The sequence below is a fragment of the Streptomyces sp. NPDC100445 genome, assembly GCF_044759735.1.
Classification (GTDB): domain Bacteria; phylum Actinomycetota; class Actinomycetes; order Streptomycetales; family Streptomycetaceae; genus Streptomyces.
The window spans coordinates 75,768-100,141 of record NZ_JBIVZV010000008.1 but is presented as its reverse complement, the minus strand read 5'-3'; the positions used below and the strand labels follow the sequence as shown (position 1 = coordinate 100,141).

The 24,374-nt window shown below is 72.2% G+C and carries 23 protein-coding genes; 11 read left to right on the top strand and 12 right to left on the bottom strand.

Annotation, left to right across the window (positions count from 1 at the left end; genetic code table 11):
• Positions 1-12: 12 nt before the first annotated feature.
• From ACIQVT_RS20100 to ACIQVT_RS20090, 3 genes are read left to right on the top strand one after another with little or no spacing between them, the layout of a single operon-like run.
• The gene (locus ACIQVT_RS20100; RefSeq protein WP_403755156.1) at positions 13-771 is read left to right on the top strand and encodes an NUDIX hydrolase; all 759 of its coding nucleotides are present in this window, start codon (positions 13-15) and stop codon (positions 769-771) included.
• A 57-nt stretch (positions 772-828) separates the two neighbouring features.
• Positions 829-2,091 carry a VWA domain-containing protein gene (locus tag ACIQVT_RS20095; protein WP_403755153.1) on the top strand — a complete coding sequence of 421 codons (1,263 nt, stop codon included), beginning with the start codon at positions 829-831 and terminating at the stop codon, positions 2,089-2,091.
• Positions 2,091-2,891 (top strand): hypothetical protein, encoded by an 801-nt coding sequence (locus ACIQVT_RS20090; protein ID WP_403755150.1) that lies wholly within the window; start codon positions 2,091-2,093, stop codon positions 2,889-2,891. The genes ACIQVT_RS20095 and ACIQVT_RS20090 overlap by 1 nt, the downstream gene beginning before the upstream one ends.
• An 88-nt stretch (positions 2,892-2,979) precedes the next feature.
• Here ACIQVT_RS20090 and ACIQVT_RS20085 read toward each other — a convergent pair whose 3' ends face one another.
• Positions 2,980-3,612, bottom strand: a complete 633-nt coding sequence (locus tag ACIQVT_RS20085) for a winged helix-turn-helix transcriptional regulator (protein ID WP_403755147.1) — start codon at positions 3,610-3,612, stop codon at positions 2,980-2,982.
• Between the two features lie 81 nt (positions 3,613-3,693).
• On the opposite strand from ACIQVT_RS20085, the gene ACIQVT_RS20080 reads away from it, so the two are divergent.
• The 4 genes from ACIQVT_RS20080 to ACIQVT_RS20065 all read left to right on the top strand — a co-directional run bounded on the left by ACIQVT_RS20080 (position 3,694) and on the right by ACIQVT_RS20065 (position 7,073).
• Positions 3,694-4,902, top strand: a complete 1,209-nt coding sequence (locus tag ACIQVT_RS20080; RefSeq protein WP_403755144.1) for a pyridoxal phosphate-dependent aminotransferase — start codon at positions 3,694-3,696, stop codon at positions 4,900-4,902.
• 113 nt (positions 4,903-5,015) lie between these two features.
• Positions 5,016-5,615 carry a histidine phosphatase family protein gene (locus ACIQVT_RS20075; RefSeq protein WP_403755141.1) on the top strand — a complete coding sequence of 200 codons (600 nt, stop codon included), beginning with the start codon at positions 5,016-5,018 and terminating at the stop codon, positions 5,613-5,615.
• 350 nt (positions 5,616-5,965) lie between these two features.
• The gene (locus tag ACIQVT_RS20070) at positions 5,966-6,598 is read left to right on the top strand and encodes a hypothetical protein (RefSeq protein ID WP_403755138.1); all 633 of its coding nucleotides are present in this window, start codon (positions 5,966-5,968) and stop codon (positions 6,596-6,598) included.
• A gap of 52 nt (positions 6,599-6,650) precedes the next feature.
• Complete coding sequence (locus tag ACIQVT_RS20065) at positions 6,651-7,073, top strand: acyl-CoA thioesterase (RefSeq protein WP_403755136.1); 423 nt, start codon at positions 6,651-6,653, stop codon at positions 7,071-7,073.
• 121 nt (positions 7,074-7,194) lie between these two features.
• On the opposite strand, the gene ACIQVT_RS20060 is transcribed toward ACIQVT_RS20065, so the two are convergent.
• The 8 genes from ACIQVT_RS20060 to ACIQVT_RS20025 form a co-directional block, all read right to left on the bottom strand.
• Entirely contained in the window at positions 7,195-8,562 is a 1,368-nt protein-coding gene (locus tag ACIQVT_RS20060; RefSeq protein WP_403755134.1) for a nucleobase:cation symporter-2 family protein, read from the bottom strand.
• Positions 8,563-8,822: 260 nt separating this feature from the next.
• The gene (locus ACIQVT_RS20055) at positions 8,823-10,208 is read right to left on the bottom strand and encodes an 8-oxoguanine deaminase (protein ID WP_403755131.1); all 1,386 of its coding nucleotides are present in this window, start codon (positions 10,206-10,208) and stop codon (positions 8,823-8,825) included.
• 69 nt (positions 10,209-10,277) lie between these two features.
• The gene (locus ACIQVT_RS20050) at positions 10,278-11,690 is read right to left on the bottom strand and encodes a nucleobase:cation symporter-2 family protein (RefSeq protein WP_403755128.1); all 1,413 of its coding nucleotides are present in this window, start codon (positions 11,688-11,690) and stop codon (positions 10,278-10,280) included.
• A gap of 64 nt (positions 11,691-11,754) precedes the next feature.
• Positions 11,755-12,702 (bottom strand): factor-independent urate hydroxylase, encoded by a 948-nt coding sequence (pucL, locus tag ACIQVT_RS20045; RefSeq protein ID WP_403755125.1) that lies wholly within the window; start codon positions 12,700-12,702, stop codon positions 11,755-11,757.
• Positions 12,703-12,705: 3 nt separating this feature from the next.
• Positions 12,706-13,113: a hydroxyisourate hydrolase gene (uraH, locus tag ACIQVT_RS20040; protein ID WP_403755122.1), complete on the bottom strand. Its 408-nt coding sequence runs from the start codon at positions 13,111-13,113 to the stop codon at positions 12,706-12,708.
• Between the two features lie 3 nt (positions 13,114-13,116).
• Entirely contained in the window at positions 13,117-13,629 is a 513-nt protein-coding gene (uraD, locus tag ACIQVT_RS20035) for a 2-oxo-4-hydroxy-4-carboxy-5-ureidoimidazoline decarboxylase (RefSeq protein WP_403755119.1), read from the bottom strand.
• Positions 13,630-13,783: 154 nt separating this feature from the next.
• Entirely contained in the window at positions 13,784-14,095 is a 312-nt protein-coding gene (locus tag ACIQVT_RS20030) for a helix-turn-helix domain-containing protein (protein ID WP_403755852.1), read from the bottom strand.
• 47 nt (positions 14,096-14,142) lie between these two features.
• Complete coding sequence (locus tag ACIQVT_RS20025) at positions 14,143-14,406, bottom strand: thiamine-binding protein (RefSeq protein WP_403755116.1); 264 nt, start codon at positions 14,404-14,406, stop codon at positions 14,143-14,145.
• Positions 14,407-14,573: 167 nt separating this feature from the next.
• On the opposite strand from ACIQVT_RS20025, the gene ACIQVT_RS20020 reads away from it, so the two are divergent.
• The 4 genes from ACIQVT_RS20020 (at position 14,574) to ACIQVT_RS20005 (ending at position 18,657) form a co-directional block, all read left to right on the top strand.
• The gene (locus ACIQVT_RS20020) at positions 14,574-15,422 is read left to right on the top strand and encodes a TIM barrel protein (protein WP_403755113.1); all 849 of its coding nucleotides are present in this window, start codon (positions 14,574-14,576) and stop codon (positions 15,420-15,422) included.
• A gap of 41 nt (positions 15,423-15,463) precedes the next feature.
• Positions 15,464-16,354: a 2-hydroxy-3-oxopropionate reductase gene (locus ACIQVT_RS20015; protein ID WP_403755110.1), complete on the top strand. Its 891-nt coding sequence runs from the start codon at positions 15,464-15,466 to the stop codon at positions 16,352-16,354.
• Positions 16,355-16,542: 188 nt separating this feature from the next.
• Complete coding sequence (locus ACIQVT_RS20010; RefSeq protein WP_403755107.1) at positions 16,543-18,006, top strand: catalase; 1,464 nt, start codon at positions 16,543-16,545, stop codon at positions 18,004-18,006.
• A 417-nt stretch (positions 18,007-18,423) separates the two neighbouring features.
• A complete protein-coding gene (locus ACIQVT_RS20005) occupies positions 18,424-18,657 on the top strand; it encodes a hypothetical protein (protein ID WP_403755104.1) in 234 nt (77 codons plus the stop codon).
• Positions 18,658-18,928: 271 nt separating this feature from the next.
• On the opposite strand, the gene gcl is transcribed toward ACIQVT_RS20005, so the two are convergent.
• The 3 genes from gcl to ACIQVT_RS19990 all read right to left on the bottom strand — a co-directional run bounded on the left by gcl (position 18,929) and on the right by ACIQVT_RS19990 (position 24,312).
• The gene (gcl, locus tag ACIQVT_RS20000; RefSeq protein ID WP_403755101.1) at positions 18,929-20,716 is read right to left on the bottom strand and encodes a glyoxylate carboligase; all 1,788 of its coding nucleotides are present in this window, start codon (positions 20,714-20,716) and stop codon (positions 18,929-18,931) included.
• A 306-nt stretch (positions 20,717-21,022) separates the two neighbouring features.
• Positions 21,023-22,642, bottom strand: coding sequence for an AMP-binding protein (locus ACIQVT_RS19995; protein ID WP_403755098.1), 1,620 nt, complete (start codon positions 22,640-22,642; stop codon positions 21,023-21,025).
• On the bottom strand, positions 22,639-24,312 hold the full coding sequence (locus tag ACIQVT_RS19990; RefSeq protein ID WP_403755095.1) for an AMP-binding protein: 1,674 nt from the start codon (positions 24,310-24,312) through the stop codon (positions 22,639-22,641). Before ACIQVT_RS19990 ends, ACIQVT_RS19995 begins: the two co-directional genes overlap by 4 nt.
• Between the last annotated feature and the right edge of the window lie 62 nt (positions 24,313-24,374).

Here is a 24,374-nt window from a genome sequence, read left to right as displayed (position 1 = left end):
CCCTTGCACAGCATGCCGAGCCCCCGGACGAACCGGTACGAGGCCCTGCGCCGAGCCGTGCCGGAATGGTTCCGCGACGACCCCGGAGGGGTCCGGATCCTCACGGACCCGGTGGCGGTCCGCGACGCCCGGCGCCGGACGACCACCGTCGGGCCCGACGGTGACCGCGGCCGGTTCGCGGCCCTGTGGGCACGGCTGCGGACCGCGCTGCGGCCGGCCCCGGCCGGTGTGCTGTCGGCCGGACGCTACCTCTGGTACCTGCGGGACCCGGTGCGCTTCCCCGACGGCCGCCTCGGCCTGTATGACCGGATCATGCCGCCCCCGGGTTCCTCGCCCGGCGTAGTGGTCCTGCCGTTGGTCGGCGCCGAGGAGAGGGTGGTGCTGATCGAGCACCACCGGCACGCCACCCGGAGCCGGCACTGGGAGGTGGTGCGGGGGTTCGGGGATCCGGGGGCCACGCCCGAGCAGAACGTCACCCGGGAGCTGCGGGAGGAGATCTCCGCCACGCCGACAGCGGTGATCCCCCTGGGTGAACTGCACCCGGACACCGGTCTGCTGGGTCACAAGGTGGCCCTGTACGCGGCACGGGTGGAGGAGTTCGGGGAGGTCGAGCGGGGGGAGGCGATCCGCCGGGCGATCACGGTGACGGCGGCCGAGGCGGAGGAGATGGTGGCCGACGGACGCATCACCGACGGCTTCACCGTCGCCGTGCTGTACCGGGCCCGGCTGGCGGGAGTGCTGAGGAAGGGCGCGCCGGGCGACGGAGGGTGAAGGCGGCCCCCCGGCGGCGTTTTGGAGTCCGGGCGGTCTGATCAATAGGATCCGGCGATGATCAGAAGACAACGGCTGGCGGCGGGAGTCTGCGCTCTGCTCGCCGCCCTGACGGCCGGGATCGCCTTCCCCGCCGGAGCGGTCGCCGACGAGACCGGGCACGCCGCTCCCAAGGTCGAACTGGTGCTGGACGTCAGCGGTTCCATGCGGACCCGTGACATCGACGGCGGCACCCGGATGGCGGCGGCGAAGCAGGCGTTCAACGAGGTGCTGGACGCGACGCCCGAGGAGGTCGAGCTCGGCATCCGCACCCTCGGCGCCAACTACCGCGGTGACGACCGCAAGGAGGGGTGCAAGGACACCGCGCGGCTCTACCCGGTCGGCCCGCTGGACCGGACCGACGCGAAGACGGCCGTGGCCACGCTGGCGCCGACCGGCTGGACGCCCATCGGGCCCGCACTGCTGAAGGCGGCCGCCGACCTGAACGGCGGTGACGGCACCCGCCGTATCGTGCTGATCAGCGACGGCGAGGACACCTGCCAGCCCCTCGACCCCTGCGAGGTGGCCCGGGAGATAGCCGCCAAGGGCATCGGGCTGACCATCGACACCCTCGGCCTGGTGCCCGACGCGAAGACCCGCGACCAGCTCAGCTGCATCGCGGACGCGACCGGCGGCACCTACACCTCCGTGCGCCACAAGGAGGAACTGACCGACCGGGTCGGTGACCTGGTGGACCGGGCGGCCGATCCGGTGGTCACGCCGGTGGCGACCGAGGGCGCGGCGCGGTGCGCGGCGGCTCCGGCGCTGAAGTCCGGGTTGTACACCGACCGTGAGGAGTTCGGGCAGCAGCGCTGGTACCGGGTGGACGTCGAGCCCGGCCAGGAACTGCGCGCCTCGGTGAGCGTCGCCGACGACCGCGCCGTCCACCCCGACTACGGGGTGCTGCTGCGGGCGGTCACGGTGCACGGGCGCGAGATCGTGCGCGGCGAGGCCGCCGGCACCGGCCGGACCGACACCGTCTCCACGGGCCTGCGCTATCCCAAGCCGGACAGTGACGACGACGGGGCACCGGCGGAGACCGTGTGCCTCCAGGTCACCAACTCCTTCGCGGCCGCCGCGGGCGTCAAGACCACGCCGGGTCTGCCGCTGGAGCTGACCGTCGACGTGGTGGACGGGCCGTCCGGCCACCACGACGTGGCCTCCTTCGGGCTCGGCCGCGGCTGGTGGCTGCTGGGCGCACTGGTGCTGGCCGGCTTCCTGGCCGGGCTGCTGTGGGGCTGGCTGTCGCGCTGGCGGGTCGCCGTCTGGAGGACGAACTGATGCGTATCACACGTGTGCTGGGCGCCGCGCTGCTGGCGCTGGGGGTGGCCGCCGGACCGGCCGTCGCCGACTCCTCGCCGTCCCCGACCGCCTCCGCCGGCGACAAGGCCCCCACCCGCGCGGGCAGTTCCTTCCGCACCGCGACGGAGATCGCGCGCGGGCAGCGGGCCACCGCGTCGGGCTCCACCGGTGACTACCTGTACTGGTCGTTCCCGGCGGACACCGGGGAGCGGCCCACCGTCCACGCGACCGTGAAGCTGCCGGGCACGCACGGCGCGCAGACCTGGCAGCTCGACGTGTACGACGGGCTGCGGCGCCGGCAGGCCTGCCAGTACGGCGCCCAGACCCGCACCGCCGCCGAGGGCACCGGTTCGGTCGAACTGGCCTGTGTGCTGCGCACGGTGCGCGGCTGGGCGGAGCCGTGGGCCAACGACCCGCTGCCGGGCACGTACTACGCCCGGCTGACCGTCGTGGACTTCGGCGCCGCCGACCTCGGACGGCCGGTGAGCACCGAGGTGCGCGTGGAGACCAAGGACATCGGCGGCGCGGCGGCCGTGGACGGCTCGCTGGGCAAGCCGCTCGTCCCCGGGATCGCCGTCAAGTCCGGCGAGGAGAAGGGCGGTTCGGACGCGGCGGTGCTGTCCAGCTTCGGTGCGGACGACGGCTGGTCGTCAGGCCGGTGGTCCGACCGCTGGGTGTGGACGGCGATCGGCGGCCTGCTGGCCGCGCTCGCCGGCATCGGCGGGTACGCGCTGACGCGTGGACCGGGGCGGCCGTCCCGGGTGCCGCCCAACGTGTGACGGTGTGCCCCGCCCACTGTGAAGGCCCGCCCACCGGCGGGCCTTCCGGTCTTCCCGGGGCGTGCCGGGAGGGCGCGGGCGGCGTCCGTCATCCCTTCCGGAGGGCTTCGGCGAGGGGGCCGTCGCCGGTCACCGTCACCCGCTCGTCCCGCACCGCGTCCGGCAGGGCCGTCCCGCCCCGGGCCAGTGCCTCGCAGGTCGCCGCGTCCATCGTCAGCCGCGCCGCGGGCTCGCCGGGCGCGGGCCCGTCGCCGTACACCGGCCCGGTCGCGGCACCGACCCGCAGATGGAACTCGCCCTCCTCCAGGTGCACTTCGACGGTGCCCTCGCCCTCGCCCTCCAGCGCGCGCAGCAGCGGCAGCGCGAACCAGTGGGCGCGGACCGCGTCGGTCGGGCGCCGCTCCCCCAGTTCGGCCTCGCCCCAGCTGCCCAGCGCCTGGAGCACCGGCAGCAGCCGCCGTCCGCGCTCGGTGATCTCGTACACGTACGCCGCGCCCGGCGGGGGCAGCCGCCGCCTGGTGGTGAGCCCGTCCCGTTCCATGTCCCTCAGCCGGGAGGCGAGGACGTCCGTGCTCACGCCGGGCAGGTCCGCGTGCAGGTCCGTGTAGCGGCGGGGGCCGGCGAGCAGTTCCCGGACGATCAGCAGGGTCCAGCGGTCGCCGACGAGGTCGAGCGCGCGGGCCGCGGAGCAGTACTGGTCGTAGCTTCGGCGAGGTGGCATGCGACGCAGTCTAGACATGTGGTTGGACTTTCCAAGCTCTCACTTGGTAAAACCAAGTAACACGAGTTCCCGGAGGGGCGCATGGAGTTCCGGCAGTCGAACAAGCTCAGCGAGGTCTGCTACGAGATCCGGGGCCCGGTGATCGAGCACGCCGACGCGCTGGAGGAGGCGGGGCACAGCGTGCTGCGCCTCAACACCGGCAACCCCGCGGCCTTCGGGTTCGAGGCGCCCGAGGAGATCATCCAGGACATGATCCGGATGCTGCCCCGGGCCCACGGCTACACGGATTCCCGCGGTGTCCTCTCCGCCCGCCGCGCGGTGGCCCAGCGCTACCAGACCCTGGGCCTCGACGTCGGCGTGGACGACGTGTACCTGGGCAACGGCGTCTCCGAGCTGGTCACCATGGCCGTACAGGCCCTGGTCGAGGACGGCGACGAGGTCCTCGTCCCGGCACCGGACTTCCCGCTCTGGACGGCCGTCACCACACTGGCCGGCGGCAAGGCCGTCCACTACCTGTGCGACGAACAGGCCGACTGGAACCCGGACCTCGCCGACATGGCGTCGAAGATCACGGACCGGACCAAGGCCGTGGTCATCATCAACCCCAACAACCCGACCGGCGCCGTCTATCCGAAGGAGGTCGTGGAGGGCATCCTCGACCTCGCCCGCCGGCACGGCCTGATGGTGTTCGCCGACGAGATCTACGACCAGATCCTGTACGACGACGCCGTCCACCACTCGGCCGCCGCGCTCGCCCCCGACCTGGTGGTCCTCACCTTCTGCGGCCTGTCCAAGACCTACCGGGTGGCGGGGTTCCGCTCCGGCTGGCTGGTGGTCACCGGCCCCAAGCAGCACGCGAAGAACTACCTGGAGGGCCTGACCATGCTGGCCTCCATGCGGCTGTGCCCCAACGCGCCCGCCCAGTACGCCATCCAGGCCGCGCTCGGCGGACGCCAGTCCATCCGCGACCTGACCCTGCCCGGCGGCCGGCTGCACGAACAGCGGAACGTGGCCTGGGAGAAGCTCAACGAGATCCCCGGCGTCTCCTGCGTCAAACCCAAGGGCGCGCTGTACGCGTTCCCGCGCCTGGACCCCAAGGTGCACCGCATCCACGACGACGAACGGTTCGTCCTGGACCTGCTGCTGCGCGAGAAGATCCAGGTCGTCCAGGGCACCGGCTTCAACTGGCCCTCCCCCGACCACTTCCGCATCCTCACCCTCCCCCACGCCGACGACCTGGAGGCGGCGATCGGCCGGATCGGCCGGTTCCTCGGCGGGTACCGGCAGTAGCCGCGCGACCCGTCCGCCCGTGGGCGCGGAGATCACGGGCGCTCACCCGGCGCGGCGTCCGTCTGGCGCAGTCCGTCCTGCGGAGCGCGCCGGCCCTGTGACACCGTGCCGTCATGGGTGACCTCCTCCTCGTCCGGCACGGTGAGACCGAGTGGTCCCGGAACGGCCGGCACACCGGCTCCACCGACGTGCCCCTCACGGACCACGGCCGGGACGAGGCGCGCCGGCTGGTACCGCTGATCCGTGCCGAGCGCGTCGCGGCGGCCTTCGTCAGCCCCCTCGGCCGGGCCCGGGAGACCGCCCGGCTCATCGGCGTCCCGGACGCCCTGGTCGACGGTGACCTGCGCGAATGGGACTACGGCGGCTACGAGGGTGTGACCACCGCGGAGATCCAGCGCGACCGGCCCGACTGGTTCCTCTTCACCGACGGCGTGGCACCCGGCCCGCCGGACCACCCGGGCGAGAGCGCCGAGCAGGTCGGGGAGCGCGCCGACCGGGTTCTGGCCAGGGCGGACGCCGCGCTCGCCGGGACGGAGGGGGCCGTCCTCCTGATCGCCCACAGCCACTTCCTGCGCGTCCTCACCGCCCGCCGCCTGGGCCTGCCGGCCCACCGGGGGGCGCTGTTCCGACTGGCCACGGGAACGCTGTGCCGCCTCGGCACGGAGCACGGGCGCCCGGTGGTGCAGGAGTGGAACCTCCGCCCCCCGGAGTAGGAAGGCCCGCCGAGACCGCGGTGCTGCACGCCGACCCCGCCGGGGGCGCGCGGCGACGGCTGCCGCCCCGAGGCGACTCGCACACGTCCGGCACCGGAATCCCCGGACCCCGATGTCGGCGAATTCGGTTCGCGGGATGCGTCCACCGGGAGGTGGATAGTCTGCCGCCATGGGTTCGGACGAGGGGGCCGAGGGCATCGGCGCGGATCTTGACAGCCAGGGCCGAGGTGCGACGCGCTCCTGGGAGCGGCCGCAGCAATGCCGTCCGGCACAGATGCGCAGCCCGTGTCACCCGGGTCGTACGCTGCGAGGAGGCTCGTTCGTCCCGTCGGCCCCGGAAGGAGCGTCCCGTGTCCCGACCGACCACCGCCGCGCAGCGCCGCGTGATCGAGGCCGCCGACCCGGTCACCGGACGGCTGCGCGGTACGCCGGCCCAGCTCGCGGGGCTGGTGCGGCAGGGGCTGGCCTTCCGGCACCCCCGGCCGCCGCACGACCACTTCCTCACCCCGGCCGGTCACCGGGCCCGGGAGGCGGAACCCGAGGCGCCGGCCGCGAGGACGGCCGGGCCCGCGGCCGACGCCGGGGTGTTCGCGGCGCGGGTCGGCGGCGAGGAGGAGCCGCCCGGGTCGGGCCCGGCCCGGCTGCGGGAGGTGCACAGCGCGTGGCAGGGGCTGCTGGAACTTCGCCGGATGACCAGTGCGGACGGTGCGGTGGACCGGCCGTGCGGCTGGGAGCGGGCGCATCTCGTGCGGGCGGCGGCGCTCGCCCTGGAGGCGGCCGGGCACCACCCGGCGGACGCGGAAGCGGACGGGTACCGGGTGCGGGCGACCCCGCAGCCGGAGGCGGTCGCGGTGTACGCACCGGACGCGCGGACCCTGGCGGCCTGCGCGGCCACGCTGGAGCGGGCCGGCTGGCAGACCGGGGAGTACGGGGAGCCCCGGACGGGCGTGCGCTACCTGCTGTCCTCGCCCCGCCGGGTCTGAACGGCGTGCCAGGATCGGTGCGTCGGGGAAGCGAACGTGAGAGGGGGGAGCAGTGTCCGAACCGTTTTCCGTGCGGGTGACCGTCCGCGGCTACGAGACCGATACCCAGGGCCACGTCAACCAGGCGGTGTACCTCAACTACGCGGAGCACGCCCGCTGGTCCCTGCTGGACGCGGCCGGGATCACCCAGACCCGGCTGGTCGGCGAGGGGGTCGGCCCGGTGGCGCTGGAGACGACCGTCCGCTACCGGCGTGAGCTGCTCGCCGGTGACGAGATCGACATCACCTGCGTGTTCGAGTGGGGCGGCGGCAAGACCTTCCGGATACTCCAGGAGATACGCAGGACGGACGGCACGGTGGCCGCCGAGATCACCGCGGTCACCGGTCTGCTCGACCTGGCGGAGAGAAGGCTGGTCGCCGACCCGGCCGGGGTGTTCAAGGAACTGGCGTCCGACCCCGCCGTGTTCGGCCTGTAGCGGGCGAGGGGGTGCCGGCCGGGGCGGGGGGGCGCCGGGGGCGCCCCCCGCGGCCCCCCCCCCGGCCCGGTGACGGGGCGGCCGTCGGGGTTCAGTGCGCCGGGGTTCAGTGCGCCGGGGTTCAGTGCGCGGCGGCGATCTCCTCCCCCGCCTCCATCGGGTGGGTGACATCCTGCGCCTCGTGGCCCTTGCCGAGGTGGTTGAAGAGCAGGTTGAGGACGACGGCGGTGACGCAGCCGGTGGATATGCCCGAGTCCAGGACGATCCGCGCCGTCTGGGGGAAGGCGTGGTAGAACTCCGGCGCGGTGATCGGGACGATGCCGACGGCGAGGGACACGGCCACTATCAGGACGTTGTTGTCCTTCTCCAGGCCGGCCCGCACCAGGGTCTGTATCCCGCTCGCGGCGACCGAGCCGAACAGGACGACGCCGGCGCCGCCGAGGACCGGCCGGGGCACGACGGCGATGAGCGAGGCCGCCATGGGACACAGGCCCATGAGGACCAGGAAGCCGCCGCCGGTCGCGACGACGTACCGGCTGCGGATGCGGGTCATCGCGACCAGGCCGATGTTCTGGGCGAAGGCGCTGCACATGAAGCCGTTGAAGAGCGGGCTGAGCGCGGAGCCGAGGGTGTCGGCGCGCAGGCCGGCCGCGATCGTCTTCTCGTCGGCGGGGCGTTCGACGATCTCGCCGAGGGCCAGCATGTCGGCGGTCGACTCGGTCATCGACACCACCATCACCACGCACAGCGACAGGATGGCGGCGAGCTGGAACCGCGGGGCGCCGAAGTGGAACGGGGTCGGGAAGCCGACGACGTCGGCATGGGCGACGGGGCCGAAGTCGGTGACGCCGAACGGGATGGCGATGAGCGTGCCGGCGACCAGGCCGATCAGGACGGCGATCTGCTTGACGAAGCCGCGGGTGAAGCGGCGCAGCAGCAGGACGATGACCAGGGTGATGCCGGCCAGGGTCAGGTAGGTCGTCGAACCGTAGTCGTGGGCCCGGGGATCGGGGCCCTGGGCCCAGCCGAACGCGACCGGCAGCAGGGACACGCCGATGAGGGTGATGACCGACCCGGTGACGACCGGCGGGAAGAAGCGGACGGCCCTGCTGAAGACGGGGGCGGCGAGGAAGCCGAGGAGGCCGGCGACCATGACCGCGCCGAAGATGATCGGCAGGGCGTCGGCCTTGTCCTCGGTGGAGGCGACGACCGCGGTCATGGGGGCGACACCGGCGAAGGTGACGCCGTTGACGAAGGGCAGCCGGGCGCCGATCTTGCCCACGCCCAGCGTCTGGAGGATGGTGGCGAGGCCCGCGGTGAACAGGCAGGCGCCGGTGAGGAAGGTCAGGTCGGTGGCGGAGAGGCCGATGGCCGCGCCGACGATCAGGGGCGGGGCGACGACTCCGGCGTACATGGCGGCCACGTGCTGTAGGCCGCTGGTCGCCATTTTGAGGGCGGGGAGTTTCTCGTCAACAGGATGGGCGGCCACGGCTGCTCCTCCGGGCGGGTAACACGTCGTCACAGACGCGGGTTTCATGGAGGTGGTGCGTGTGGTCGTGCGGGACCGTGACGGGGGTGGGGCGTGAGCGGTGCGGTGGTGACCGCCCCGGGGCGCGCGCGGGTGCGCGCGTCCCGGGGGCGGCCGGCCGTGGATCCCGCTAGGATCCACGGCTCCGGCCGGAGGCCGTCCCCTCCGGCCGGAGTTCGGTGGCGGGCCGGCCGTGACGGCCGGCCCGGGTGCGGCGGCGGTCAGTCGCCCGCGGCGATCCGGGCCAGGCGCCGGGCCTCCTCGCGGGTGGCGGCGGCGACGGCGTCCTCGTCGGCGGTGAGCAGGCGGCCGTTCTCCACGATCTGCCGGCCGTTGACGAAGGAGGCGGTGACCGGGGCGGCGGCGCCGAGGACCAGCGCCGTCACGGGGTCGGGGATGGAGGCGTGGGCGAGCGTGTCCATCCGCCACAGCACCAGGTCGGCCAGCTTGCCCGGTTCCAGTGAGCCGATCTCGTCGGCCCGGCCGAGGACCCGGGCGCCGCCGTGGGTGCCCAGCCGCAGGGCCTGGCGGGCGGTGAGCGCGGCCTCGCGGTGCGTGCCGAGGCGGTTGATCAGCAGGGCGTTGCGCAGCTCGGTGTGGAGTTCGCCGGACTCGTTGGAGGCGGTGCCGTCGACACCGAGGCCGACCGGGACGCCAGCCCGCAGCATGTCGGGGACGCGGGCGATACCGGCGGCGAGGCGGGCGTTGGAGGACGGGCAGTGGGCGACGCCGGTCCTCGTGCGGGCGAACGCGGCGATGTCGGAGTCGCTCATGTGGACGCAGTGCGCCATCCACACGTCCTCGCCGAGCCAGCCGGTGGACTCGAAGTAGTCGGTGGGGCCCATCCCGAACAGCTCGTGGCAGAACTTCTCCTCCTCCACGGTCTCCGAGCCGTGGGTGTGCAGCCGTACGCCGAGCCGGCGGGCCAGTTCGGCGCCCTGCCGCATGAGTTCGGTGGAGACGGAGAACGGGGAGCAGGGGGCGACGGCGACCTGGGTCATGGCGTCGAAGGAGGCGTCGTGGTGGGCGCGGACGGTCTCCTCGGTGGCGGCGAGGGCGCCCTCCAGGGTCTCGACGGCGAAGTCCGGCGGCAGGCCGCCGTCCTTCTCGCTGCGGTCCATGGAGCCGCGGGCCAGCGTGAAGCGGACGCCGAGTTCGGCGGCGGCCCGGATGATCGAGCCGGACAGGTCGCCGGCGCCGCGCGGGTGGACGTAGTGGTGGTCCATGGCGGTGGTGACTCCGCCGCGGGCCATCATGGCGAGGGATCCCTGCGCGGCGGTGTAGGTCATGCGCTCGTCTATGCGGGCCCAGGTCGGGTAGAGCGCGACCAGCCAGTCGAACAGGTTGTGGTCGGTGGCGAGGCCCCGGGTGATCCACTGGTAGAAGTGGTGGTGGGTGTTGACCAGCCCGGGTGTGGCCAGGTGACCGGTGCCGTCGATGCGGCGCACCACGTTCTCCAGGCCCTCGGGGGCCCGTCCGGCGCCGACCGACTCGATCCGGTTGCCGGCGAGGACGACGTGCCCGTGGGCGTACTCGGTGTCGCCCGCGTCCACGGTCGCCACGGCACAGTTGTCGATGACGGTGCGCTGGGCTGCCGGTGCTGCCATGGTGCTTCCTTGTCTTTCGGTGGCGGCCCGTGGCCGGGGAGGGGACCACGGGGAGGGCACGGCAGGACCCTAGGAGGATTTGAGTGCCGGGGCCGGCCCGCGGCTCCGGGTGCCGAGATGGTGGAAGAACAGGTTGAGCAGGACCGCGACGAGGGCGCCGGCGCTGATGCCGGAGCCGAGCACGGTGCGTGCCCAGGCCGGGAAGTCGGCGTAGAAGGTCGGTGCGGCCAGCGGGATGATGCCGGCGCCGAGTGCCACGGCGACGAGGATGATGTTGGAGCTGTCGTCCAGGCCCGCCTCGGACAGCGTACGGATGCCGCTGACGGCGATGGAGCCGAAGAGCACGATACCCGCGCCGCCGAGGACCGGCATGGGAACCAGGGAGACGACGGCGCCGAGGACGGGGAAGGCGCCGAGGACGAGCAGGGTGCCGCCGGCGACGGCGACGACGTAGCGGCTGCGGACCCGGGTGAGGGAGACGACGCCGACGTTCTGGGCGAAGGCGGAGGTCGGGAAGCCGCCGAAGACGGGGCCGAGCAGGGTGGCGAGGCCGTCGGTGCGCAGGCCGCGGGTGATGGTCGCGGCGTCGGCGCGGCGGTCGCAGATCTCCCCGAGGGCGAGCATGCCGGCGGAGCTCTCGGTCATCAGCACCAGCATCACGAGGCACAGGGAGAGGATGGCCGCGGGCTGGAACTCGGGGGTGCCGAAGGCGAACGGGGTGGGGAGGGCGGCGACCGGCGCGGACCTCAGGCCGCTGAAGTCCGCCATGCCGAAGGGGATCGCGGCGAGCGTGCCGGCGAACAGCCCGAACAGCAGGGCGACCTGTCGGACGAAGCCCCTGCCGAAGCGCTGGATCAGCAGGATGACGGCGAGGGTGAACCCGGCGAGCGCGAGGTGGCGCATGGCGCCGAAGTCGGCTGCGGTCGCGTCGCCGCCCTGCGCCCAGCTCACCGGGACGGGCATCAGGGTGACGCCGATCAGGGTGATGACGACGCCGGTGACCAGGGGCGGGAAGAAGCGGAGCAGCCGGCCGAAGAACGGGCCGAGGGCCAGGCAGAAGGCTCCGGCGACCATCACCGCACCGTAGATGGCGGGGAGTTGGTGTCCGGTGCCGTTGGTCTCGGCGATGGCGAGGATGGGGGCGATGCCGGCGGAGGAGGCGGCGTTGACGAAGGGCAGCCGGTTGCCGACGAGCCCCTTCACGCCGATGGTCTGGAGGATGGTGGCGACGCCGGCGATGAGCAGGCTCGCGGCGATGAGCCGGGTGCGGGCCGCGATGTCGAGTCCGCAGGCCTGGCCGATGATGAGCGGAGGAGTGACGACGCCCGCGTACATCGCGGCGATGTGCTGGAGTGCGGCGGGGACGAGCCGCGTCGGGTGGAGCTTCTCGTCCACCGGGTGCACGGACGTGACGGCGTCCTCGCTGTGCACCGGCGGGGTGGAACACGGGGCTGTGGCGGGCCCCTTCGCAGGCTGTGCCATTTCGTTCCCTCCGGTGTGGCGCGCCCCCGGTCCTGGTGGCCGGGGCGGGGGCGCGCGTCCCGCGTCAGAGGTTGGTCATGTCGACCGGGATCTTCGCCTCGCAGCCTTCCCGGAGGACGGTCGCCTCGATCAGGCCGTAGGGGCGGTCGGCGGCGAAGTAGACCTCGTTGTCGTTCTTGAGCCCGAACGGTTCGAGGTCGACGAGGAAGTGGTGCTTGTTCGGCAGGGAGAAGCGCACTTCGTCTATCTCGCTGCGGCTGTTGATGATGCGCGCGCCCATCTGGTAGAGCGTCTGCTGCAACGACAGGGAGTAGGTCTCGGCGAAGGCCTGGAGCATGTGCTTCTTGACCTGCTCGTAGGACTTCTCCCAGTGCGGCGCCTTCTGCTCGTCGTCGGTCCAGTTGAACCGCCAGCGGCTGGAGACCTCGGTGGCCAGGATGCGGTCGTACGCCTCCTGGAGGGTGGTGTACTTGTCCTTGACGTAGCCCCAGAACTCCGAGTTGGTCGAGTTCATCACGACCAGGTCCTTGAGGCCGGAGATGACCTCCCACCGCTCACCGTCGTAGGTGATCTGGGTGACGCGGGTCTCCTGGCCCTTGCGGACGAAGGAGTGCTTGACCTCGTCGGCGCCGATGAACCGGGAGTTGGCGTCGGAGGTCTCGATCCGCTCCCAGGTGTACTCCTCGATCCGGATGCGCGCGGTCCTGATCGGTTCCTGGGAGGTGACGAAGTGGCGGGCCAGGTGGATGCCGAACTGCTCGGCGGACTCGATCCCGTACTCCTTGGCGAACGCGAACACCGTGTTCTTGGTGGTGTCGGTCGGCAGGACGTTGGCGTTGGAGCCGGAGTAGTGGACCTCCTCCATGTCGCCGCTCAGCGCGACCGACACGTTCAGGTCCTTGATGTGGTGGGTGGCGCCGTCCCGCGTGATCTTGACGACCCGGTTCTCGGCCTTGCCGTACTGGTTCTGTCCCAGCATGACGGGGCGGGCAGGGCGGGAATTGTCGGTCATTAGCTAGCTCCCTCGGTAAACGGAGTAGCCGAACGGGTTGAGCAGCAGCGGTACGTGGTAGTGCTCGCCCGGTACGACGGCGAACGTGATCGCCACCTCCGGGAAGAACACGCCGGGTCCGCTGTCCCGGTTCGCGGGGGCGTCCTGCTGCGCATCGGCTTGCTTCTTCGCGGATTGCTCTTCGAAGTACGGCTCCACCGCGAAGTCGAGCCGTACGTGGGTCGTCCCCTCCGGCAGGGCCGGCAGGTCCTTGCACCGGCCGTCGGCGTCGGTCGCGGAGCCGCCGAGCGTCTGCCAGTCGGCCGTCGCGCCGGCGCGGGCGCCGAGCCGGACGGCGACGCCCTCGGCGGGGCGGCCGGCGGAGGTGTCCAGGATGTGCGTGGACACGGAGGCGGTGGTGCTGGTGCTCATGTGTCAGGCGTCCTCTTCGACGAGTCGGGCCAGTCGGATGCGGTTGATCTTCCCCAGCTCGGTGCGGACGATCTCCCGTTCCCGCTCCGGCCCGTTGCCGATGCGCTCCCTGACCGCGTCGCGCAGCTGCTCGGCGGTCCGGCCGGTGGCGCAGACGAGGAAGACGTGGCCGAACTTCTCCTGGTAGGCCAGGTTGAGTTCGAGCATCTCGGCCTTCAGTTCGGCGGAGGCTCCGGCCATGCCGCGCTGTTCGCGGGCGGAGGTCGGGTCGCCGGGCTTCGGGCGTCCGATGGGCGGGTGCCCGGCCATCGCCTCCGCCAGGTCGGCGGCGGTCAGCTCGGCCGTGGCGGCGTCGCTCGCGGCGTACAGGTCCGCCGCGGTGGCGTAGGGGCGGGCGGCGAGCAGGCGCCGGGCCCACTCGGTGGAGGCGCACGCCTCGTGGAGGGCGGCCAGGGCCGCCGGCTCCTCCAGGGCGTTGAACCGGGCCAGACCCGGGGGCGTGGAAGTCGACGTCACGGAAGCCTCCGTGGCCACGATGGGCCGTCGTGCTGAACGGGCTGCCGATAGCTAACGCCCTCGGAAACATCACGTCAACACTTTGTTGAAAATTCCGCGTAACAAGAGGAGGAGCGGATGCGAGGGACGTTCCGGCGCCCCGCTCCCGGCCCCGTCAGGCGCCCTTCTCCCGGTTGAGGTAGTTGTAGACGGTGAAGCGGCTGACGCCGAGCGCGCCGGCCACCGTCTCCACGCCGTGCCGCACGGCGAACGCGCCGCGCGCCTCCAGGATGCGTACGACCTCCTGCTTGGCCTTGCGGTCGAGGTCGGCCAGCGGTCGGCCCTGCCGGCGCTCCATGGCGGCGAGGATGTGGTCGAGGGAGTCGGCGAGCTGGGGCAGGCGCACCGCGACGACGTCGGCGCCCCGCCAGGCGAGGACGACATCCTCGGGGCCGGCCTCGTCGGGCGGCAGCATCTCCCCGCCCATCGCGTCGACCAGCGGTTTCACGGCCGCGATGAAAGGCTCCTCCCCGGTCACCTCCCGTCCTCCCCGAGCGCGTCGTCGATCACGTTGACCTGGAGGGAGACGCGGGTCGCGCCGGCCTGGAGGGACTTGCGCAGCAGCGCGTCCACCGCGGTCAGGACGCGGTCGGCCCCACCCTCGGCCGTGTTGCCGAACGGGCCGACGTCGACGGCGTCCAGCCCGGCCGTCTCGATGACCTCCCGGGCCACCAGGGCGTGGGCGGGTGCCTCGTCCAGGTCGAAGGGTTCGGTCGTGAACTCCACTCTCAATCGCACGGGCACAACCTAACGCGCGGGGCGGTTCCTGGGCAGTCCGGTCGTCTCCCGCGGCGGGACCCCTCTTGACAAGCGGCGACACACGACGGCAATCTTCCGTTAAGCAGAAACGAACTTCCGCAATACGGAATTATAGAGAACAGATCACGGAAGGGAGCGCGGCCCGAATGCCAGGTTCCGAGTGGAGCACCGCCACAGACCAGCGCTTCAGCGTCAACCTGTCGATCCTCTTCACCGAGCTCCCGCTCCTGGAGCGCCCCGCGGCAGCCGCCGCGGCGGGCTTCTCCGCGGTCGAACTGTGGTGGCCCTGGACCGACTCCCCCACCCCCGAGCGGTCCGCCCTGGACGCCCTGAAGAAGGCGGTCGAGGACGCCGGCGTGCGGCTCACGGGGCTCAACTTCTACGCCGGCCGGCTGCCCGGCCCGGACCGGGGCGCCCTGTCGGTGCCCGGCGAGGAGTCGGACCGCTTCCGCGCCAACATCGACGTGGCGGCGGACTTCGCGGCCTCCCTGGGCTGCGGGGCCCTCAACGCGCTGTACGGCAACCGCGTCGAGGGCGTGGACCCGGCCGAGCAGGACGCGCTCGCCCTGGAGAACCTGGCCCTGGCCGCCCGGGCCGCCCACCGCGTCGGCGCGGTCCTGCTGATCGAGGCCCTCAACGAGCCCGAGTCACCGCTCTACCCGCTGGTGTCGGCCCCGGCCGCGGTCGGCGTCGTCGACCGGGTGAACGCGGCGACGGGACTCGACAACGCCAGGTTCCTGATGGACCTGTACCACCTGTCCATGAACGGCGAGGACCTGCCGGCGGTGATCGACCGGTACGCGTCGAGGACCGGACACGTGCAGATCGCCGACAACCCCGGCCGCGGCGCCCCCGGCACGGGTTCGCTCCCGCTGGCGGAGCTGCTCGACCGGCTCACGAAGGCCGGTTACGACGGCTGGGTCGGCCTGGAGTACAAGCCCGGCGACCGGCCGAGCGCCGGGGCCTTCGAGTGGCTCCCGCGCGCGGCGCGCTGAACCCCGACCCTTGCACAGCAGTTGAGAGAGGCACCCCGAAGATGAGCAACCTCCCGAAGATCGCGTGGATCGGCCTCGGCATCATGGGCTCCCCCATGGCCGAGAACCTGATCAAGGCGGGCTACCAGGTCACCGGCTACACCCTGGAGCAGGAGAAGCTGGACCGCCTGGCCGGCGCCGGCGGTACGGCCGCCCCCTCGATCGCCGAGGCGGTGCGCGAGGCCGACGTGGTGATCACGATGGTGCCCGCCTCCCCGCAGGTCGAGGCCATCGCCTACGGTCCGGACGGCATCCTGGAGAACGCGCGGCGGGGCGCCCTGCTGATCGACATGTCCTCCATCACCCCGCAGACCTCCGTGGACCTGGCGAAGGCCGCCGAGGACAAGGGCGTCCGGGTGCTGGACGCCCCGGTGTCCGGTGGTGAGGCCGGCGCCGTCGAGGCGGTGCTCTCCATCATGGTCGGCGGCCGGCAGGCCGACTTCGACGAGGCCAGGCCGGTCTTCGAGGCGCTCGGCAGGACGATCGTGCTGTGCGGCCCGCACGGCTCCGGCCAGACCGTGAAGGCCGCCAACCAGCTCATCGTCGCCGTGAACATCCAGGCGTGCGCCGAGGCCGTCGTCTTCCTGGAGAAGTCGGGCGTGGACCTCAGGGCCGCGCTGGACGTCCTCAACGGCGGCCTGGCGGGCTCCACCGTGCTGACGCGGAAGAAGGACAACTTCCTGGACCGCGACTTCAAGCCCGGGTTCCGCATCGACCTGCACCACAAGGACATGGGCATCGTCACCGACGCCGCGCGCAACGTCGGCGCCGCGCTGCCGGTCGGCGCCGTGGTCGCCCAGTTGGTCGCCTCGCTGCGCGCCCAGGGCGACGGCGGCCTGGACCACTCGGCCCTGCTGCGTGCCGTGGAGCGGCTGTCCGGCGCCCAGGTCTGAGCGGCCCCCCGAGACTTCCGGGCCGCGGTGCCGCTGACACCTGTCCTGTCGCGCCCAGGCGGTGCCGCGGCCCGGAATCAAGTTCAACAAACTGTTGACGCTTAGATGTCCCACTTCTAGGCTCCACCAAGCGGAAGAAGGTTTCCGCTGCCACCCGCACGGAAGTGCCACCGCACGGAAGGTCCCCGATGTCCAAGCGCGTGCTGACGACAGAGTCCGGCGCCCCGGTCGCCGACAACCAGAACTCCGCCTCCGCCGGCGCAGGCGGCCCGCTGCTGATCCAGGACCAGCACCTGCTGGAGAAGCTCGCGCGCTTCAACCGCGAGCGCATCCCGGAGCGTGTGGTGCACGCCCGTGGCTCCGGCGCCTACGGCCACTTCGAGGTGACGGACGACGTCACCGGCTTCACCCACGCCGACTTCCTCGACCGGATCGGCAAGCGCACCGAGGTGTTCGTGCGCTTCTCCACGGTCGCCGACTCCCTCGGCGGTGCGGACGCCGTCCGCGACCCGCGCGGTTTCGCCGTGAAGTTCTACACCGAGGAGGGCAATTACGACCTCGTCGGCAACAACACCCCGGTGTTCTTCATCAAGGACCCGATCAAGTTCCCGGACTTCATCCACTCGCAGAAGCGGGACCCGTTCACCGGCCGGCAGGAACCCGACAACGTCTGGGACTTCTGGGCCCACTCCCCCGAGGCCACGCACCAGGTGACCTGGTTGATGGGCGACCGCGGCATCCCGGCGTCGTACCGCCACATGGACGGATTCGGCTCGCACACCTACCAGTGGACCAACGCCGCGGGCGAGGCCTTCTTCGTCAAGTACCACTTCAAGACCAACCAGGGCATCCGCTGCCTGTCCGCCGAGCAGGCCCGGGAGACCGCGGGCCAGGACCCCAACTCCCACCAGACGGACCTGCTCCAGGCCATCGAGCGGGGCGTGCACCCGTCGTGGACGCTCTACGTGCAGGTCATGCCGGCGGCCGAGGCGGCCGACTACCGCTTCAACCCGTTCGACCTGACCAAGGTCTGGCCGCACCGGGACCACCCGCTCCAGCGCGTGGGCCGGCTGGTCCTGGACCGCAACCCGGACAACGTGTTCGCCGAGGTCGAGCAGGCCGCGTTCTCCCCGAACAACTTCGTGCCCGGCATCGGTCCCTCGCCGGACAAGATGCTCCAGGGCCGCCTGTTCGCCTACGCCGACGCCCACCGCTACCGCCTCGGCGTCAACCACACCCTGCTCCCCGTGAACGCCCCGAAGGCCGTCCCCGGCGGCGCCCGGAACCACGGCCGAGACGGCCTCATGGCCCTCAACGCCCAGGGCCGGCACGCCAAGAACTACGAGCCGAACTCCTACGACGGCCCGGTCGAGACCGGCCGCCCCCTGTCGGCCCCCTTCGCGGTCCACGGCCACACCGGCACCCACGAGGCGCCCGCGCACACCAAGGACGACGACTTCTTCCAGGCGGGCGAGCTGTACCGCCTGATGTCCCAGGAGGAGAAGTCCCGCCTGGTCGCGAACATCGCCGGCGGCCTCTCCCAGGTCTCCCGCGACGACGTGATCGAGAAGAACCTGGCCCACTTCCACGCCGCCGACCCCGAGTACGGCAAGCGCGTGGAGGAGGCGGTCCGCGCCCTGCGCGAGGACTGACCGCCACCGAGCAGCGTGCGGGTGTGACGGGAGGTCACGACCCGCGCGCGGCCCGCGCTCCACGCCGGACGGCCCTGATGAGGGGTGGTCGCCGGCACGGGCGCGGGCAGGGCGAGGACCGCGGTGGCGTGCGAGCCAGTGCGGTGGTGAAGGACCCGGACGCCCTTCTCGACCAGAGGGAAGCGCATCCGGTTCCGTCGCTCCCACCGCGGTCCCACCCAGCCCCGTCCACGGGGCCCGCCCACCCCGTCCGGCGGCGCGAACGACCTGTCGCGCCCAGCCTCGCGCCGTCGGACGGCCACCACCCGCATCCGGGAAGCGCCCCCTGCCTCAGAGGCCGGGGGCGCTTCTCGCGTTCCCCCGGCCGCCCGGCCGGCCCGGGGTGCGCGGGCGCCGCTTCCGCAGCACGCTGAAGCCATGGGCAATCCGACGCAGCACCCGCACATCGTGGTCCACCCGCCCGCCCTGGACGGCTCCCGGCGCGTGACCGAGGGGGACATCGTCCTCGGGATCGCCTCCCACCTGGACGACGTCGTTGAGATCCTGCGCCTCACCGACCTGGACCGCGTCGAGGTGGAGGAGAGCGACCTCATCGAGTGGCAGGGCGGGGGCCCGGACGACTGGCCCGGACTGTCGGAGCACGGGCCCTGAGGACGGCCGTACGGCGGTGGCCGTACGCCCGCGGCCACCGGGGCCGCCGCGGGCCGCGCAACCTCAAATCAACCTCTGAACACCGTCGCGGGGGCTTCACCCGGGCCTGCCGGCGGGCACATCATCGTCAGCGAGCGGGGCCCGCCGAGACGGGGGCGGCGGACCCCGCAACGGGGAAGCGGCCACGGCGAGTTCGGCCGGGGGCCGTGCGCGGGCACGGGGAAGGGGCGGCCGTCCGGACCGGACGGCCGCCCCTCGCGCGTGCCGGGTGTCAGACCTTCAGCGGCCTGATCGCAGTCGGCGCGTGACCGGGCTCGGTGGCCAGGTCCTCGAACTCGGAGATGTCGCTGATGTCCATGGTGCGGCTCATCGAGATGTTGGTGATCCGCTCCAGGACCGCCTCGACGACGACCGGCACCCGGTACTCGGCGGCCAGCTTCTTCGCCTCCTCGAAGGCGTCCCCCAGCCGGTCCGGCTCGGTGACCCGGACGGCCTTGCACCCCAGGCCCTCGGCGACCCTGACGTGGTCGACGCCGTAGACGCCCAGCTCCGGCGCGTTGATGTTCTCGAACTCCAGGTTGACCTGGAAGTCGATGTCCAGGCCGAGCTGGGCCTGCCGGATCAGACCGAGGTAGGCGTTGTTCACCAGGACGTGCACGTAGGGGATGCGGTGCTGGGCGGCGACCGCCAGTTCCTCGATCATGAACTGGAAGTCGTAGTCGCCGGAGAGCGCGACCACCGGCGAGTCCGGGTCGGCCTTGGCGACGCCGATCGCGGCCGGGATGGTCCAGCCGAGCGGGCCGGCCTGGCCGCAGTTGATCCAGTGACGGGGCCGGTAGACGTGCAGCATCTGCGCGCCGGCGATCTGGGAGAGGCCGATCGTGGTGACGTACCGGGTCTCCGGGCCGAAGGCCTTGTTCATCTCCTCGTACACGCGCTGCGGCTTCATCGGCACGTCGTCGAAGTGGGTACGGCGCAGCAGCGTCGCCCTGCGCTCCCGGGTGGAGGCCACCCAGTCGGAGCGGTCCGGGAGCCGGCCCGCGGCCTTCAGCTCCCTCGCCACCTCGACGAACAGCTCCAGGGCCGCCTTCGCGTCGGAGACGACGCCGTAGTCCGGCGGGAAGATGCGGCCGATCTGGGTCGGCTCGATGTCGACGTGGACGAACTTCCGGCCCCGCCGGTAGACGTCCAGCTTGTAGCCGGTGTGGCGGTTGGCCCAGCGGTTGCCGATGCCGAGGACGAAGTCCGACTCCAGGAAGTTGGCGTTGCCGTACCGGTGGGAGGTCTGGACGCCGACCATGCCGGCGTTCAACTCATGGTCGTCGGGGAGCGCGCCCCAGCCCATCAGCGTCGGGATGACGGGGGTCCGGGTCAGTTCGGCGAACTCGGTCAGCAGGTCGGCGGCGTCGGCGCCGATGACACCGCCGCCGGCGACGATGACCGGGCGCTCGGACTCCAGCAGGAAGGAGATCGCCTTCTCGATCTGGGCGCGGGTCGCGGCGGGCTTGTAGACGGGGAGCGGCTCGTAGGTCTCCACGTCGAACTCGATCTCGGTGAGCTGCACGTCGATCGGCAGGTCGATCAGGACCGGGCCGGGCCGGCCGGAGCGCATCAGGTGGAAGGCCTGCTGGAAGACCCCGGGGACCTGCGCGGCCTCCAGGACGGTCACCGCCATCTTCGTGACCGGCTTGGCGATCGAGGCGATGTCGACGGCCTGGAAGTCCTCCTTGTGGATGACGTGCGTCGGCGCCTGGCCGGTGATGCACAGGATCGGCACGGAGTCGCCGGTGGCCGAGTACAGACCGGTGATCATGTCGGTGCCGGCCGGACCCGAGGTGCCGATGCAGACGCCGATGTTGCCCGGCCGGGTGCGGGTGTAGCCCTCGGCCATGTGCGAGGCGCCCTCGACGTGGCGGGCGAGGGTGTGGCTGATGCCGCCACCCTCCTTCAGCGCCTTGTAGAACGGGTTGATCGCCGCGCCCGGCACCCCGAAGGCGTCGGTGACGCCCTCGCGCTTGAGGATCTCAACTGCCGCGCGGGCAGCGGTCATACGGGCCATCGAGTACTCCTGCTTCGGCTGTCGGATGCGTACTCCCGTCGCGCCCCGCGGTGAGCACAGTCTCCAAGTGGACGACCTTCCGCAATTTCGCATCGCGGAATATTACTTCTACTATCTGGAAGCAATGTAGGCGCGCGGCACAGGGCCGTCAAGGGCGGTCCACACACCGGCGGGCGCCGGGCGGCAGCGGTGGAAGAGGAGGAGGTGCCGGGAACGCGCGGCGGGCCCCGGTCGAGTACGTCGCCGACGGCGTACTCGACCGGGGCCCGCCGCGGAGCACTCGGCGAAGGCTCGCGTCCCGCCGTCTCACCCCCCGTGGGTCTCCCGCAGTTCGACCTTGCGCACCTTGCCCGACACCGTCATCGGGAAGGAGTCGAGGATCCGCAGCCTGCTGGGGATCTTGAAGTGCGCGAGCCGGCCGGCGCAGAAGGAACGCAGCTCCTCCAGGGTGGGCGGGTCGGCGGGGTCGGCCGGGATGACGCAGGCGAGGACCTCCTCCCCGTACCGCTCGTGCGGCACCCCGACGACCTGGACGTCCCGGACGCCGGGGTGGGCGTGGAGGAACTCCTCGATCTCGCGCGGGTAGATGTTCTCGCCACCCCGGATGATCATGTCCTTGATCCGGCCGACGATCTCCACGTACCCGTCGTCGCGCATCACCGCGAGGTCCCCGGTGTGCATCCAGCGGCTCGCGTCGATCGCCTCGGCCGTCTTCTCCGGCTCGTCCCAGTAGCCGAGCATCACGCTGTAGCCGCGCGTGCACAGTTCGCCCGCGGTTCCCCGGGGCCGGGTCACACCGGTGGCCGGGTCGACCACCTTGACCTCCAGGTGGGGCAGGACGCGGCCGACCGTGGCGGTGCGGTGCTCCAGGTCGTCCTCGATCCGGGTCTGCAACGACACCGGGGACGTCTCCGTCATGCCGTAGCAGATGGAGACCTGCTCCATGTGCATCTCGGTGACCACCCGCCTCATCACCTCCACCGGGCAGGGCGAGCCCGCCATGATGCCGGTGCGCAGGGAGGACAGGTCGTAGCCGGCGAAGTCCGGCAGGTTCAGCTCGGCGATGAACATGGTCGGGACGCCGTAGAGGGAGGTGCAGCGCTCGCGCTGCACGGCGTCCAGGGTGGCCGCGGGGTCGAACGCCGGGGCGGGGACGACCACGCAGGCGCCGTGCGAGGTGGCCGCGAGGTTGCCCATGACCATGCCGAAGCAGTGGTAGAACGGCACCGGGACGCAGATCCGGTCCCGCTCGGTGTAGGCGACCGACTCCCCCACGAAGTAACCGTTGTTGAGGATGTTGTGGTGGGAGAGGGTGGCGCCCTTCGGGAAGCCGGTCGTGCCCGAGGTGTACTGGATGTTGATCGGGTCGTCGCAGGACAACGCCGCTTCCCTGGCCCGCAGTTCCGCCCGCAGAGCGTCCGACGGACGGGCGCCGCGCGCGGTGAACCGCTGCCAGCCGGGGTCGCCGATGTAGACGGTCTCCCGCAGCCGCGGGCACGCGTGCCGCACCTCCTCCACCATCGCCCGGTAGTCGCTCGTCCGGTGCCGCGACGAGGCGAAGAGCAGGGAGATGCCGGCCTGCCGGAGGACGAACCGCGCCTCGTGCGTGCGGTAGGCCGGGTTGATGTTGACCATGACGGCGCCGACGCGGGCGGTGGCGTACTGCACCAGCACCCACTCGGCGCAGTTGACGGCCCAGATGCCGACCCGGTCGCCCCGCTCCACCCCGCTCGCCAGCAGCGCGAGCGCCAGTTCCTCGACATCGGCCGCGAACCGCGCGTACGTCCAGCGCCGCCCGGACGCCACGTCGACCAGCGCCTCGCGGTCCGGCCAGGCGGCCACGGTCCGCTCCAGGCTCGCGCCGATGGTGTCCCCGAGCAGGGCGGTGGTGCCCGTCCCGTGGGCGTACGACGGCCGTGGGGTCACCGGAAGTCCTCCTCGCGGTACTCGTGCGGGGAACCCGCCGCGGTGGCCTCGCGCAGCTCGATGCGGCGGATCTTGCCGGAGACCGTCTTGGGCAGCGCGCCGAACTCCAGCCGCCGGATGCGCTTGTAGGGGGCGAGCACGCTGCGGGAGTGCTCGAACAGGGTCCGCGCGGTGCCGGGGCCCGGCTCCCAGCCCGCGGCCAGGACGACGTACGCCTTCGGCACCGCGAGCCGCAGCTCGTCCGGGGCGGGCACCACGGCCGCCTCGGCCACCGCCTCGTGCTCCAGCAGCGCGCTCTCCAGCTCGAACGGACTCACCTTGTAGTCGGAGGCCTTGAACACGTCGTCGGTGCGCCCGACGTAGGTGAGATACCCCTCCTCGTCACGGGAGGCGATGTCGCCCGTGCGGTAGTAGCCGCCCGCCATGACCTCCGCGGTGCGGTCCGGGTCGCCGTGATAGCCGGTCATCAGGCCGACCGGGCGCTCGGTGAGGTCGAGGGCGATCTCGCCCTCGGTGACGCCGGGCGCGCCGGACACCGGGTCGAGCAGCTCCACCCGGAAGCCGGGGCTGGGACGACCCATCGAGCCGGTCTTCAGCGGCTGGCCGGGGCTGTTGGAGACCTGCACCGCGGTCTCGGTCTGCCCGAAGCCGTCCCGGACGGTGACGCCCCAGGCCCGCCGCACCTGCTCGATCACCTCGGGGTTGAGCGGCTCGCCGGCGGCCAGCGCCTCGCGGGGCGGGGTGCGCAGCTGCCCGAGGTCGGCCTGGATGAGCATGCGCCACACGGTCGGCGGCGCGCAGAACGTGGTGACGCCGGCCCGGTCCATCTCGGCCATCAGCCGGGCCGCGTCGAAGCGGGTGTAGTTGAGGACGAAGACGGTCGCCTCCGCGTTCCACGGGGCGAACAGGTTGGACCAGGCGTGCTTGGCCCAGCCCGGCGAGGAGATGTTCAGGTGCACGTCCCCGGGTTTCAGGCCGATCCAGTACATGGTGGCCAGGTGCCCGATCGGGTACGAGGTGTGGGTGTGCTCGACCAGCTTGGGCCGGGCGGTCGTGCCCGAGGTGAAGTAGAGCATCAGCGGGTCGTCGGCGAGGGTGGGGCCGTCGGGCAGGAACTCGGCGGAGGCCGGGTAGGCGTCCTCGTACGGCTCCCAGCCCTCCTCCGGCAGGCCGCCGACCGCGATCCGGGTGTACGCACCGGGCACGTCGGCGAACTTGGCGGTGTCCTGCGCCCGGGCGACGACGTGCTTCACCCGGCCCCGTTCCACCCGGTCGCGCAGGTCGGCGGGGCCGAGCAGCGGGGTGGCCGGGATGACGACCGCGCGCAGTTTCATCGCGGCCAGCGCGGTCTCCCACAGCTCGGCCTGGTTGCCGAGCATGACGAGGACCCGGTCCTCCGCGGCGACCCCGCGTTCGCGCAGCCACCGGGCGACCCGGTCGGAGCGGTCGGCCAGCTCCGCGAAGGAGAGCCGGGTCTCGGTGCCGTCCTCCTCCACGATGTGCAGCGCGGTCCGGTCGTTGCCCTCGGCGATCACGTCGAACCAGTCCAGCGCCCAGTTGAAGTGCTCGGGCCGCGGCCAGGCGAACCCGTCGTAGGCGGTGGCGTAGTCCTCGCGGTGCTCCAGCAGGAAGTCCCGCGCACCCCTGAAGGCGTCGGTCGCCGTCGTCATCTGTCCTCCCAAGTTCCGGACCATTGCCGGGCGGCTCTCCGGCATCGTCTAATCCGTGATGC

Coding starts and splice junctions, on each gene's coding strand:
- ACIQVT_RS20080 (WP_403755144.1), top strand. CDS start 3,694: ATGGAGTTCCGGCAGTCGAACAAGCTCAGCGAGGTCTGCTACGAGATC.
- ACIQVT_RS20055 (WP_403755131.1), bottom strand. CDS start 10,208: ATGGCAGCACCGGCAGCCCAGCGCACCGTCATCGACAACTGTGCCGTG.
- ACIQVT_RS20090 (WP_403755150.1), top strand. CDS start 2,091: ATGCGTATCACACGTGTGCTGGGCGCCGCGCTGCTGGCGCTGGGGGTG.
- ACIQVT_RS20100 (WP_403755156.1), top strand. CDS start 13: ATGCCGAGCCCCCGGACGAACCGGTACGAGGCCCTGCGCCGAGCCGTG.
- ACIQVT_RS20015 (WP_403755110.1), top strand. CDS start 15,464: ATGAGCAACCTCCCGAAGATCGCGTGGATCGGCCTCGGCATCATGGGC.
- gcl (WP_403755101.1), bottom strand. CDS start 20,716: ATGGCCCGTATGACCGCTGCCCGCGCGGCAGTTGAGATCCTCAAGCGC.
- ACIQVT_RS19990 (WP_403755095.1), bottom strand. CDS start 24,312: ATGACGACGGCGACCGACGCCTTCAGGGGTGCGCGGGACTTCCTGCTG.
- ACIQVT_RS20010 (WP_403755107.1), top strand. CDS start 16,543: ATGTCCAAGCGCGTGCTGACGACAGAGTCCGGCGCCCCGGTCGCCGAC.
- ACIQVT_RS20075 (WP_403755141.1), top strand. CDS start 5,016: ATGGGTGACCTCCTCCTCGTCCGGCACGGTGAGACCGAGTGGTCCCGG.
- uraH (WP_403755122.1), bottom strand. CDS start 13,113: ATGAGCACCAGCACCACCGCCTCCGTGTCCACGCACATCCTGGACACC.
- ACIQVT_RS20050 (WP_403755128.1), bottom strand. CDS start 11,690: ATGGCACAGCCTGCGAAGGGGCCCGCCACAGCCCCGTGTTCCACCCCG.
- ACIQVT_RS20095 (WP_403755153.1), top strand. CDS start 829: ATGATCAGAAGACAACGGCTGGCGGCGGGAGTCTGCGCTCTGCTCGCC.
- ACIQVT_RS20005 (WP_403755104.1), top strand. CDS start 18,424: ATGGGCAATCCGACGCAGCACCCGCACATCGTGGTCCACCCGCCCGCC.
- ACIQVT_RS20020 (WP_403755113.1), top strand. CDS start 14,574: ATGCCAGGTTCCGAGTGGAGCACCGCCACAGACCAGCGCTTCAGCGTC.
- ACIQVT_RS20085 (WP_403755147.1), bottom strand. CDS start 3,612: ATGCCACCTCGCCGAAGCTACGACCAGTACTGCTCCGCGGCCCGCGCG.
- ACIQVT_RS20030 (WP_403755852.1), bottom strand. CDS start 14,095: ATGGGCGGGGAGATGCTGCCGCCCGACGAGGCCGGCCCCGAGGATGTC.
- pucL (WP_403755125.1), bottom strand. CDS start 12,702: ATGACCGACAATTCCCGCCCTGCCCGCCCCGTCATGCTGGGACAGAAC.